This window comes from Saccharothrix espanaensis DSM 44229, assembly GCF_000328705.1.
GTDB classification, from domain to species: domain Bacteria; phylum Actinomycetota; class Actinomycetes; order Mycobacteriales; family Pseudonocardiaceae; genus Actinosynnema; species Actinosynnema espanaense.
This window is the reverse complement of the sequence record NC_019673.1, coordinates 192379-204763: the sequence shown is the minus strand read 5'-3', so window position 1 is coordinate 204763 and position 12385 is coordinate 192379. Positions and strand designations below refer to the sequence as shown.

Genomic DNA, 12385 nt, shown 5'->3' with positions numbered 1-12385 from the left:
AGGAGTGGGCGCGGGTCGTCGCCGTGCTGGCCAGGCGCTTCGGCGACCTCGACATCGCCGAGGAGGCCGCCGCCGAGGCGTTCGCGACCGCCGTCGAGCGGTGGCCGGCCGACGGCGTGCCGGCCAACCCCGGCGGCTGGCTGACCACCACCGCCAACCGCAAGGCCATCGACCGGATCCGGCGCGAGCACAAGCGCGACGACAAGCACGAGGAGGCCCGGATGCTGCACGACGACACCCCACCCGAGCCGCTCGGCGCCATCGACGACGACCGGCTCCGGCTGATCTTCACCTGCTGCCACCCGGCGCTGGCCGTGGAGACCCGCGTGGCGCTGACGCTGCGCCTGCTCGGCGGGCTGACCGTGCCCGAGATCGCCCGCGCCTTCCTGGTGGCCGAGAGCGCGATGGGGCAGCGGATCACCCGCGCCAAGGCCAAGATCAAAGCGGCCCGCATCCCGTACCGGGTACCGGCCGCCGAAGACCTCGCCGCCCGCGTCTCCGGCGTGCTCGCCGTCCTGTTCCTGGTGTTCAACGAGGGCTACCTGGCGACCGGCCCCGACACCGACCCGGTGCGCCACGAGCTGACCGCCGAGGCGATCCGGCTCACCCGCCTGGTCCGCGCCCTGCTGCCGGCCGACGGCGAGGTGGCCGGGCTGCTGGCCCTGATGCTGCTCATCGAGGCCCGCCGCACCGCCCGGCTCTCGGCCGACGGCGAACTGGTCGCCCTGGACGAGCAGGACCGCGGGTCCTGGGACCAGGCCCTGGTGGCCGAGGGCCACCGCCTGGTCCGCGAATGCCTGGCCGCGGGGGTCGCGCCGGGCCGCTACCAGATCCTCGCCGCGATCAACGCCGTGCACACCTCCGCCCGCGACATCCGCGACACCGACTGGTCCCAGGTCGTCGCCCTCTACAACCAGCTGGTCCGCCTCGACCCGTCACCGATCGTCGCCCTCAACCGGGCGATCGCCGTCGCGGAACTCGACGGACCGGAGGTGGCCCTGGCAACCGTCGACCGCCTGGAACCCGACCTGGCCGCCTACCACGCCTACCACGCCACCCGCGCCGACCTGCTGCGCCGACTGGGCCGAAGCCAGGAGTCACGCGCGGCATACGACAAAGCCATCACACTGGCCGGCAACACCGCCGAAACCGCCTACCTCACCCGCCGCCGCGACCAACTGGGATAGCTCCCCTGAGTCTCCGGGACCCCCCGGCCCTCCCCGAGCCGGCCTGCAATCTCCCGTCGCGAAGCCCACGCAGCAACAACGCACACAGTGCCCGCCGCAAAGGTCCACCGGTGGAGGACGGCCTACGAAAAAGCCCGGCCTGCTTATCCCGACCGCTGTGAGCCGAAGTCGGGCGGAACTGGCGCAATCACGTTCGATGAGGCCGCCGAAGAGTGAACTGCGGTCACGAATGCGGTCAGGGCCCCTGTGGAAACTTCTCCACAGGGGCCCTGAGCTGGCGCGCTCGGCAGGATTCGAACCTGCAACCTTCTGATCCGTAGTTCCCGGGACAACCGTTCGCCGGGGTGCGCCAGGGTCCGTTTGCGCTGGTCAGTGCGATTGCTGCAACGGTTCGGACGTGACCGAACGGGGACGGGCTGAGACCCGGTTTGAGACCTTGTTCCCGGGTCCGCCTTGGATCGGCCCGTGGGCGGATGTGTGCGTCCCTGTCCCGCCGTGCGTCCCCGTTTCCCGGGCCGGAGCACTGCCGGTGCGCGGGCGGGACAGGCCGGCGCTCCGGTGTCCCGCCCGTTCGTGCTGCCCAGTGACCATGGCAAGACAGGTGGGGACAGGTGGGACAGCTCCCGGCGCGTCCCTCGTCCCGCCCTGGTGTTTCCGGTCCGGGACCACGCTGTCACTTCTCGTGAAACCGGGCCGTTGCGGGCACTGCGGACGATGCCGATTTCCGTGCCGTGAACGGCCGGTCACCCGACGGTGGTGGTGGGTCCACCCGCGTGGATGGATCTCGCCGCTATCGGCCGGTGGAGGTGGCGCGTCGGTGGTGAGGTCGAGGGACCGGGACGGGGTGTCCCGGTTGCCGTGCCCCGCGTGTTGCGGGGCCGGTGTCACGGACAGGGGGTGATCATGCGAGATGTGACCCGCAGGCTTGCCGCCGCGTTGCTCGCCGCCGGTGCGGTGACCGTGTCGTTGGCGGTGCTGCCCGCCCAGGCCGAACCCGCGCCCAGGCTGATGTATCCGACGTACAACTGCGGACAGATCTACTACGGCGGCGGCGGCGGCGATCTGGAGGCGCACAACTGTCGCTCTCTGCCGCAAGGCGATATCGAGGAGCGGTTCAACGTCAAGGATTCTCGCCGGACGTACACCTGCAATGAGGGCTACGCAGAGGGCAGCACCCTCTCCGGCTACACCTGCTGGCCAGCCAGCTGATCATCGACCGGGGTCGGTCGGCCCTGGGCTCCGGGCGGGTCGAACCCGCAAACCCGCCGATCGGGCCGGTGAAGGGCTGTGACCTGTGGTGACGGGTGCGGTTTTGGGGTGCGGGGCAAACCCGCGTCAAACCCGGTGCCACATCCGCAAACCCGCACCGGGCCGTGCCGGTGCGGGAGGAGGTCGAAGGACGGCCCTACTAGCCCGCGCGGGGGTAGTGGGGGGCTTGTCGGGTGAGCGCCGTGGTGTGGCGGGTTTGGGTGCGGGTTTCAAACCCGCCGGATCGGCCAAACCCGCACCCAGACCCGCGCCCTGTCTGCCCAGGTCAGAAGCTGTGCCCATCTCGTGTTGCGGGTTTGCGGGTTTGTTTTTCGATCCTGAGAAGGGGAGAAGGGCTGTAGTAGGTGCCGCAACGCGCCGGACGACGGCGGGAGAAGCAGACCACCGGCACGCGAAACGGGCGGGGAGCCCTGGCACGTGGGGAAGCAGCGAGGGAAGTAGTCGGGGAGCAACGGAAGCCGGGGGAATTCCCCCGCGTCCTCCCCCGACCTACTTCCCCGGGACCACCTGGAACGATCCACGCTGGGGAAGATCAACCGTTCACGGCTGTGGTCGACCGGAACCCTCCGAAAGCGGGGTCGTACTCCCCCGGCGTCTTCCTCCCCTGCCTGATGGAGGCGGCTGGCCGCTTGCGCGCGGTCTTGCGAGGGACACAAGCAACTGGTCCACGCTGGCGAGGTAGACCGCCGGTGTTCGCCCGGGACTCGACGCCGCTGGGCATGAGAGTGGTCCAGCCGCTTGTGGCGTGTCCACGGCCACGGCCGGCTAGCACCGGAGCCCCTAGTTCCAGGGCCATCGTCTAGGCTCTCCGACCGCCGCTGGCCGGGCCGCTAGCGTCTCTAGCCCTAGACCCCGGCTCCCTCTAGATCTAGAGGCCCGCCTAGGCACTCACAGGCACCCTGAACTGCCCCCTAGCCCCTAGACCACCTCGCCGTGACGGCAGCGAAGCCGCAGGGAACCAGGCAGGGACCCCGCCGGGGGCCAGGGATTTTCCCCTGACCGCCTCCCTGGCCAACTTCCCCGGCCTGGCCAGCGGCGACCACCACCAGGGAAGATCGTCCGGTGGTGCGGCGACCGTCCCGAACCGGCCCACCGGCGGGTGCCTACCTCCCTGGCCTAGCTCGCCCGGTTCCCTCCGCCAAGTCTGAGACAGCTCGCGCGACAGCTGTCCTGCCTGTTCCGCTGGACCGCGACACTACCTTCCGGAGGTGAGGTGCTATCTCGCTTCTGGTCTACGTACTGGAAGACTCCACACATGGACGCTCCCACCGCCGCTCTAATCGGTGCTTCGGTCGGCGTGATTGGCACGCTTGCAGGAGCGCTGATCAATCCGCATACCGCAGCGCGGCATGCGCGCAACATGAAAATAATCGACCTACGAAAAGATGCGTACCTTGAGTGCATGAAGGTACTACAGAAAGTACCACCTCTGATCCGCCCGCACGAGATGAGAACACTTGCGCGCGAGATTGAGGCCGTGCCAGTCGCACAGATGCGCCTCTTTGCGGACGATGTAACAGCAGAATGGCTGGGGGAACTAGCGGACATTCTGAACAGAGCAGCGGACCGGATCGAAGAGTTGGGGAAAAAGTCGGCGAGCGACTGTATGGACGATAAGCAAATCAAACTCCTCATTTCGGAGTGGGAAGAAGGAATCACGCGCTTTCTGCGAGCGGCTCGCAGCGATCTAGGCATCGAAACATTCAGCCCAGAAAGGACTCCCAAGTCCGGGCGAACTCGCGACACTCTCAGGGCTAATTGGTAAAACCTTCCCCCTCAGGAAGGTGATAGATTAGACCGAAGGTGTACCGCGAGCTACCCCCGTCCCATTCCGAGCTAGGCACATCATCGCGCCGAAGGAATATCGAACTTAAATTCTTGCTCTTTGAGTGACTCACCTTCACATGCCCAAATGACAGACACGGGCCACTGTCGAGGCGGTTCAAGCATCACCGAGTCAAACACTATTGGCGGCAGATGAAACTCGAAACCTGGATGCACCGTGACACTTTCCCCGTACCAGGCAAGAGTCGCATAGTACCCGTCTTGCATAAAGTCCTCGTACTGCCACCCCGACTCAGCGCTCACAGCGTCGCGAATAAGGCCTTCATTTCCGATACGTACGCGCATTGCCGGCCTCAAGGCACCCGCGCTTCCAGCATTGGTCAAAGTGAAATTCACTACGTTGAGACTATTTCGTGCGCGCAATCTAAGATTCGGTCGCTGAACGCTATTGCGATATGCCATCAAAGCAATAACCGATGCCACCAGGGCAAGTATCGCCGCCCACCACGAGGTCGATGCCTGCACAACCCCCATTCTTGTAGCCATGTCATACCGTGAATAAAGAGCCATTACCGGCACAATGCCTAGAAAAAAGATCGTGAGTGCGCTTCCGATCACGATGGTCGCCCACACTCGCCAGCCGAACTTTCGGCGGAGAAATCTTACCCGGTCAGCGGTGTACTGCACTTCGCCACTTATGCCATGAGAGGCTACAGGTGCACGACTCGGCGAGTTCAGTCGGTGGGAGCATCTGCTTCGAGGAGTTCGGTGAATACCTCGCTGGGTTTTCTCCAGTCGTGGATCTTACGGGGTCGGTCGTTGATCTCGGCGGCGATGGCGGCGAGGTAGCGTGGGTCGGAGGGGATGTCGACGCCCTTGGGCAGGAACTCGCGGACGATGCGGTTGAGGTTCTCGTTGCTGCCGCGTTCCCACGGTGAGTGCGGGTGGGCGAAGAAGACTGGCAGCCCGGTGGCGGTCACCTGTTTGTGCAGGGCCATCTCGGAGCCGCAGTCCCAGGTCAGGGAGCGTTTGATGGAGGTCGGGAGGTCTCCGACGGCGGCGATGATCGCGTCGGTGACGGTGAGCGAGTCGCGTCCGCGCAGCGGGACCAGGAGCAGGAAGCGGCTGGTGCGCTCGACCAGCGTGGCCACCGCGCTGCGGCCGCCCTTGCCGATGACCAGGTCGCCTTCCCAGTGACCGGGCACGGCCCGGTCGTCGGCCTCGGCGGGACGTTCGTCCAGGTAACGGGGCTCGCGGATGCGTGGCGCCGGTGCCGGACGCGGCCCGCGGCGTGCCGTGCGGCCGGTCCGCAGCGCGATCAACTCCCGGTTCAGGGTGGCGACCGGTTGGGCGTAGACCCACTGGTAGACGGCCTCGTGGCTCACCCGCACAGCGTCCTCGCCGTCCTCGCCCCGTGCCAACCGGCCCGCGATCGACGCCGGTGACCAACCCGCCCGCAACAGCCCCGCCACCCGCATCCGCAGCACCGGATCGCGGTCCACCGCCAGAGACTTCGGCCTCGACCGGGCGGTTTCCGCGGCCCGGTCGGCCATCACCGCCCGGTACCCGTCGCGACCGCCGTGTCGGGCCACGTCCCGCGACACGACCGAGGCGTCACGACCGATCCGAACCGCGATCTCCTTATATTCCAACGACTCGGCCAGTCCACGGGAGATCTCCTCCCGATCGGCCAACGTCAACATCCGACGCACGGCGGGCGATCCTTCCCCACCGAACCCAAGATCACATGCTACGACCGTCTGAACCTGCCCTCATTTACAACGCCGCAACGGTGTTCGGTTCGCCGTTGCGCTGGGCCTGCGACGCGGAGAAGCACTCGGGCTGAAGTGGACCGATCTCGACACGAGTACCGGCATGTTGACGATCCGTCGCGCGTTGCAGCGCCACACCTGGCGGCACGGGTGCGCAGACGCGGCGAAATGCGCGACGAAGCACCACAAGGTCACGCCGTGCCCGAAGAACTGCAACCGGCACTCCCGCAGCTGCCCGCCGCCGTGCACCTCGGACTGTGTCGGGCACGCCCGTAATTGTCCTGACCGGCGGGAGGGCGGTCTGGTGGTGACCGAGGTGAAGTCACGCGCCGGTCGCCGCGTGGTCAACGTGCCGGAATCGCTGTTGGACTGGCTGCGCACGCACGACGAGGAACAGGACGACGATCGCATTGCCGCCGGCGACCTGTGGCAGGCGGGCGGTTGGATGTTCACGCAGCCGACCGGGAAACCGCTCGATCCGCGTGCCGACCATGACGAGTGGAAATCACTGCTGGAAGCGGCGAACGTCCGTGACGCCCGCCTGCACGACGCGCGCCACACTGCCGCCACCATGTTGCTGGTACTGAACGTGCCGCTCCGGGCGATTGCCGACGTGATGGGCTGGTCACCGGGTTCCGCGTCGCAGATGGCAGGCCGGTACATCCACGTCCCGGACGCGATCCGCCGGGGAATCGCCGACCAGGTGGGCAGGCTGCTGTGGGCGGCAGAGGAAGAAGACAGCTCGGACCTCACCGCAGAGCACCGGGTCGCGATCCGGCACCTGGCCGAGATGTTGCCGCCGCGTTGGCGGGAACGGCTGGCCGAGGTGTTCCCGGACGATGCCGAAGGAGGTGCGGCCGGGGTGGTGGTACCCGCCTGACTTTGCCATGCCGGGCTTGCCTTGCCGAGGTCGTGAACCAGGCCGGAACAGGTACAAGTGAGACCCGATTTGAAACCCAGAGGGGCGGTGCCGACTGGCACCGCCCCTCCCCTGCGCGCTCGGCAGGATTCGAACCTGCAACCTTCTGATCCGTAGTCAGATGCTCTATCCGTTGAGCTACGAGCGCATCGATTTTCAGTTGTCACCTGGCCGAAGCCGGGTGTTGCGGAGGCTCCGGGATTTGAACCCGGGATGGGGGTGAACCCAAACCGCATTAGCAGTGCGGCGCCATAGACCAGACTAGGCGAAGCCTCCCGGAGCCCTCGGCTACGACGCATAGGTTACACAGGTCGGTGCCGGCGTGGCAAAACGCCCCCCTCCCACCCCCGTCCGCGCTGGTCAGACGGGGTGTGGAGGGTGTTCATCGGGGGTTCAGGAGGGCGTCTTGTGGCGTAGGTCTCGGTGCGAATCCGGGATCACGTCGTGGCCAGGGTCAGGAACGGGGTCAGGGCGTCGGGGTTGCGCAGGGCGTCTCGGCTCACGGCCTGGTCGGGTGGGGTGCCGGCCAGGATCTTCTTGACCGGGACCTCGCACTTCTTGCCGTTGAGGGTCCTGGGGATCTCCGCCACGGCCACGAACCGGTCCGGGACGTGTCTCGGGGACAGGTTCGTCCTGAGTTCCTTCTTCAGGGTCGGTTCCAGGTCCGCCAACGCCACCCCTTCCGCCAACACCAGGAAGCACAGGAGTTCGCCGTCGGTCCGGCCCGCGCCGGACGTGTCGATCACCAGCGAGTCGGCCACGCCTTCCAAGCCCTCCACCACGCGGTAGAACTCGCTGGTGCCCATGCGGACACCGCCGCGGTTCAGGGTGGAGTCGCTGCGGCCGTAGATGACCGCCGAACCCCTTGGCGTGATGCGGATCCAGTCGCCGTGCCGCCACACGCCGGGGTACGTGCCGAAGTACGCCTCGTGGAGCTTCGCGCCGTCCTCGTCGCCCCAGAAGAAGACCGGCATGGACGGCATGGGCTCGGTGATCACCAGCTCCCCCACCTGGTCCACGACCGGTGTCCCCTGCTCGTCGTACGCGTGCACCGACGCGCCCAGGGCCCGGCAGGAGAGTTCGCCCAGCCACACCGGGCGGTCCGGGGACGCCGCCACGAACGCCGTGCACAGGTCCGTCCCGCCGGACACGGACGCGATCTGTACGTCTTCGCCGATGGCGTCGGCGATCCACCGGAAGCCCTCGGGCGTCAGCGGGGCCCCGGTCGAGCCCACCACCCGCAGCGCGGTGAGGTCGTAGCGCTCCGCGGGCTTCAGGCCCTCTTTGAGGCACGACTGGATGTACGGCGCGGACGTCCCGAAGTACGTCACCCGGTGCTGCTCCGCCAGGTGCCACAGCACCGACAGGTCGGGGTGCGCGGGGCTGCCGTCGAACAGGACGATCGTGGTGCCGACCAGCAACCCGGACACCAGGAAGTTCCACATCATCCAGCCGGTCGTGGTGAACCAGAAGAACTTGTCCCCCGGCCCCAGGTCGCTGTGCAGGGCGAGCATCTTCAGGTGTTCCAGCACGATCCCGCCGTGCCCCTGCACGATCCCCTTGGGCAGACCGGTGGTCCCCGACGAGTACAGGACCCACAGCGGGTGGTCGAACGGGACCGGCTCGAAGGTCAGCTCGGCGTCGGCGTGCTCGGCCAGCAGCGCGTCCCAGGCGACCGTGCCGGGCAGCGTGCCGCCCAGGTAGTCGATGAGGACGGTGGCCTTGAGCGACGGGATCGCCGACCGCAGCTGCTCGACGGTCGGCCGCACGTCGAACCCGCGCCCGTTGTACCGGTACCCGTCGACGGCGATCAGCACGGTCGGCTCGATCTGGGTGAACCGGTCGGCGATGGCCCGCGCGCCGAAGTCCGGCGAGCACGACGACCACACCGCCCCCAGCGACGCCGCCGCCAGGAACGCGACCAGGGCCTCCGGCGAGTTCGGCACCAGCGCCACGACCCGGTCGCCGCGCCGCACCCCCGACGCCACCAGCCCGGCCCGCACGGCGGCCACGCGACGCCGCAGCTGCCGGTAGGTGAGCTGCGAGGACAGGCCGTCCTCACGGTGGAACACCACGGCCAGGTCGTCGCTGTCCCGGCGCAGCGCGTGCTCGGCGTAGTTGAGCGTGGCACCGGGGAACCACTGCGCGCCGGGCATCACCCGCTCGGTGAGCACGGCGGTGGGCTCGCTGTGGAACACCACCTCGAAGTACTCGGCGACGGCACCCCAGAAGGCTTCCAGCTCGGTGACCGACCACTCCCACAGCTCGGGGTAGTCGGTGAAGGCGAGGCCCTTCTCGGCGGCGAGCCACGAGCGGAACGCGGCCAGGTGGCTGTCGGCGACCCGGTCGGGGCGCGGACGCCACAGCAGCTCTGCCTCGCCGGCGACGGTGCCGGCACGCGTGTCGGTCATACCTGCGTTCCTAGCTCATCGGAGCGCGCGGAACCACAGTCGCCAACCACACATTATCGGTGGTCCGATAGTCGGACGCCACTACTGACGCCACTACTGCTTGCGGCCCGCCATCGCCACGAGCTCGTCCACGGCCGAGGTCAGCCGGGCCGCGTCGGTCGGCGCGATCACCAGCCAGGCGTCGTTGCGGCGCACCAGGTACCGGCCGTCGGCGGTGTCCAGCCACGAGATGGCGTCACCCGTCGGGTGCAGGTAGCCGGCCCGGTTGCGGGCGATGACGCCCACCTGGCCGCCGCCGGTGCGGGTGGTGACGGCGCGCATCAGGGTGTTCGCCTCGGGCTCGCGCATCCCGACGCCGCGCAGCACGTCGAGGAAGCCCTCGGTGCCGTCGTCGACGCCGGCCCGGCCCGCCGCCAGGTAGTCCTCCCAGCGGACGTTGACCGAGCGGCCGCCGCCGGGCGGCGCGGCGGGCAGCGTCGACACGGTCCGCGAGGCCAGCGCGGTCGGCCGGAAGCCGGTGACCTGCACCTGGTCGCCGAGCCGGCCCGCGAACGCGCCGTGCCACGCGGCCGTGGCCAGGCCGCGGGCCTGCTCGCCGTTGATGGTGAACACGACCTCCAGGCCGACCTCGAACTCGGCCAGGCCGCGCAGGACCCCGTACAGCTCCTCGTCGGGCCGCTGCACGGTGCCCAGCCCGCGGGCGAACAGGTCGCGGGACGCGGTCTCGATCAACCGCGCCCGCTCCTGCTGGGTGTGGCCGTAGTGCCTGGTGCCGAGCGGGACCGGGTGGGCGTCGCGGTGGACCGCCTGCCAGAGCAGGAAGAACTCCAGTGCGCTGAGCCGGAAGACGCGCTCGGTCACAGGCCGATCACCGGCGGTGCTGCCTTGCGGTCGACGCCGAACACGTTGTCGTCGTCCTCCAGGTACCCCGGCCGGCTCCGCTCGTTGCCACCTCCACCGGGGGTGGACGCGACGGGCGGCGGTGCGGCCATCGGGGCCGCGCCGATCATGCCGTGCTGCGGCGTGACCGACTTCGGGGCCTGGAACTGGCTGGTCACGCCGCCGGGGTTGGCCCCGCCCGAGCGCTCGTTGAGGATGCCGCTGCCCAGTCCGGGCGGACCGAGCGGCGCGGGGCCACCGCCTCCGCCACCACCACCGGAGCCGACCGGCACGGGCATCGGGCCGCGGCCGCCGACGAACCCGCCGCGGCCGAACGAGCCACCGCCACCGCGCCCCTGGGACGGGGTGGTGGCGCCGCGCTCCTGCGGTCCGGGCCGGGTCGGGGCGACCACCGGGCCGGGACCGCCGTCCGGCGGCGGCGGGGCGACCGGGCCGGGCGTGACGACCACGGCCGGCGGGGGCGTCGGCGCGACCGGGTTGGTCGGCGGGCTGAACGACGGCACGGTCCGGTCGACGGCGTAGGAGTTCTGCTGGAACAGGGCCATCACCTCGGCCGCCTGCCGGTGCGTGGCGTCGGCCGTCACGACCGAGTCGACGACCGGCGCGGCCACGTTCTCCAGGCCGACGAACGGGCTGGTCGGCGCGACCGGGGGCACGGTCCGCAAGCCGCTCAGGTCGCCGCCGCGGTCGTCGGCCATCAGCCGCTGCGCGCCGGCGCCGTGCGACGGCACGCGGAACGCGGGCTGCTGCTGGACCAGCGCGGCGCGGGTGTCGGGCTGGGTGCCCACGGGCGGCGTGACACCGCCGGTGACCGGCGTGATGGTGGGCGGCGCGGGCGACGGCGCGGGCATCATCTGCCGCGCGGTCTCCACGTGCTGGATCTCGTCGCCGATGCACTTGGCGACGTTGTCGGCGTGGCCGCTGGTGTTGAGCGCCCACTTCTCCACCGACTCCAGCGCCTCGCGGGCCCGGTCGGCGGACTCGCCCGACCACGCCTGCTGGGACTGGGTGATCGCCTTGGCCAGCAGGCCCTGCACCTCGTCGAGCGCCTTGCCGACCGCGGCCCAGTCCGCCTGCGCGGAGCCGGCCGCCTTCAGGTCGACGCCGGTGTGCACCATGTTGTAGAGGTCCTGGTGCGAGAACTTCATCCAGTCGACCTTCTCGCCGAGCTGGCTGGGCGGCTGCTCGTGCCTGTCGTCGCCGTTGCCGCCGCCGTGGTTGCCGCCGCCGTGACCACCGTGGTTGCCACCACCGTGACCGCCGTGGTTGCCGTGACCGCGGCCGCCGCGCCTGTCGTCGCTCACGAGCCCCTGACCTCCCCAGCCGAGTTGAAGGCGTTCGCCGCGTCGTCGTCGGCGTCTTCGAGGTTGCGCGCCGCGTCGCGGATGGTCTCCTCGACCTCGAACAGCACCTGCATGAAGTCGCCGATCACGCGCACCGCGGACGCGTCGTTGCCGACCGCGACCTCGCGCAGCCGGCGGCTGATCGCCTCGCCGACCCAGTTCTTGCCGAACTGGAGCTCCACGTCGAGGCTGTTCACGGCCTTGGTGTGGACGCTGTCCACCAGGCCGCGGGCCTGCGTGATCAGCTTGAGCAGGCTCTGCACGGCCTGCTTGTCCAGGTCGAGCTTCACCTGGTTCTTGTCCACCGCGTCCAGCGCGGTGGTCGCCTTGGCCAGGTCGGTCTGCGCGGCGGCGGTGAAGCTCGCCCCCGCCGGGACCGCGGCGGCCGGGTTCGCGCCGGCCGGGTCGGTGGTCACGACCTGGGTCGCGGCCGGGTCCGTCGCCGGAGCCGGCGTGCCGGTGGTCACGCCCGGTGCGGTCACGCCCGGTGGAGCCGCGACCGGTGGGACCGGCACCGGGGTGCCCGCGACCGGTGGGGCCGGGACCGCGGTGAAGGCGTCCGGCGGGGCCGTGACGGGCTGGGCCACGACCGGCGGCCCGGCGGGCACCAGCGGTGGCAGCACGTCCGGCGTGATCACCTGCGTCGTCGAGGTGTCCACGACCGGCACCGGTGGCGGTGTGGAGACCGGTGCGGGCTGTGTCAGTGGAACGGTGTTGCCGTCGCTCATGGTTACCCCCTGCACTGCGGTCGTCGCCCCAGCCGAGCCGCGCGTTACCCAGCAGCGCCCGCATCGGCGTG

10 protein-coding genes and 2 tRNA genes are annotated in these 12385 nt (G+C 69.4%); 4 read left to right on the top strand and 8 right to left on the bottom strand.

Annotation, left to right across the window (positions count from 1 at the left end; translation table 11 throughout):
- Positions 1–23: 23 nt before the first annotated feature.
- The 3 genes from BN6_RS00970 (at position 24) to BN6_RS45210 (ending at position 4221) form a co-directional block, all read left to right on the top strand.
- Positions 24–1187, top strand: a complete 1164-nt coding sequence (locus BN6_RS00970; RefSeq protein WP_015097644.1) for an RNA polymerase sigma factor — start codon at positions 24–26, stop codon at positions 1185–1187.
- Positions 1188–2099: 912 nt separating this feature from the next.
- On the top strand, positions 2100–2396 hold the full coding sequence (locus BN6_RS00965; RefSeq protein ID WP_148302686.1) for a hypothetical protein: 297 nt from the start codon (positions 2100–2102) through the stop codon (positions 2394–2396).
- 1315 nt (positions 2397–3711) lie between these two features.
- Positions 3712–4221 (top strand): hypothetical protein, encoded by a 510-nt coding sequence (locus BN6_RS45210; protein ID WP_148302684.1) that lies wholly within the window; start codon positions 3712–3714, stop codon positions 4219–4221.
- Between the two features lie 80 nt (positions 4222–4301).
- Here the strand turns inward: BN6_RS45210 and BN6_RS45205 are convergent, their stop codons facing one another.
- Positions 4302–4928 (bottom strand): hypothetical protein, encoded by a 627-nt coding sequence (locus BN6_RS45205; RefSeq protein WP_148302682.1) that lies wholly within the window; start codon positions 4926–4928, stop codon positions 4302–4304.
- A 47-nt stretch (positions 4929–4975) separates the two neighbouring features.
- Entirely contained in the window at positions 4976–5944 is a 969-nt protein-coding gene (locus BN6_RS42845; RefSeq protein WP_041311563.1) for an IS30 family transposase, read from the bottom strand.
- Between the two features lie 376 nt (positions 5945–6320).
- On the opposite strand from BN6_RS42845, the gene BN6_RS41470 reads away from it, so the two are divergent.
- Positions 6321–6893, top strand: a complete 573-nt coding sequence (locus BN6_RS41470) for a tyrosine-type recombinase/integrase (protein ID WP_231904935.1) — start codon at positions 6321–6323, stop codon at positions 6891–6893.
- 114 nt (positions 6894–7007) lie between these two features.
- On the opposite strand, the gene BN6_RS00950 is transcribed toward BN6_RS41470, so the two are convergent.
- The 6 genes from BN6_RS00950 to BN6_RS00925 all read right to left on the bottom strand — a co-directional run bounded on the left by BN6_RS00950 (position 7008) and on the right by BN6_RS00925 (position 12314).
- Positions 7008–7080, bottom strand: a tRNA-Arg gene (locus BN6_RS00950).
- A 39-nt stretch (positions 7081–7119) separates the two neighbouring features.
- A tRNA-Ser gene (locus tag BN6_RS00945) sits at positions 7120–7208 on the bottom strand.
- A gap of 161 nt (positions 7209–7369) precedes the next feature.
- Positions 7370–9343: an acetoacetate--CoA ligase gene (locus tag BN6_RS00940; RefSeq protein WP_015097638.1), complete on the bottom strand. Its 1974-nt coding sequence runs from the start codon at positions 9341–9343 to the stop codon at positions 7370–7372.
- Positions 9344–9436: 93 nt separating this feature from the next.
- Positions 9437–10204, bottom strand: coding sequence for an ESX secretion-associated protein EspG (locus BN6_RS00935; protein ID WP_015097637.1), 768 nt, complete (start codon positions 10202–10204; stop codon positions 9437–9439).
- Entirely contained in the window at positions 10201–11547 is a 1347-nt protein-coding gene (locus BN6_RS41465; protein WP_015097636.1) for a PPE domain-containing protein, read from the bottom strand. The genes BN6_RS00935 and BN6_RS41465 overlap by 4 nt, the downstream gene beginning before the upstream one ends.
- Complete coding sequence (locus BN6_RS00925) at positions 11544–12314, bottom strand: hypothetical protein (RefSeq protein ID WP_015097635.1); 771 nt, start codon at positions 12312–12314, stop codon at positions 11544–11546. Before BN6_RS00925 ends, BN6_RS41465 begins: the two co-directional genes overlap by 4 nt.
- Positions 12315–12385: the final 71 nt, after the last annotated feature.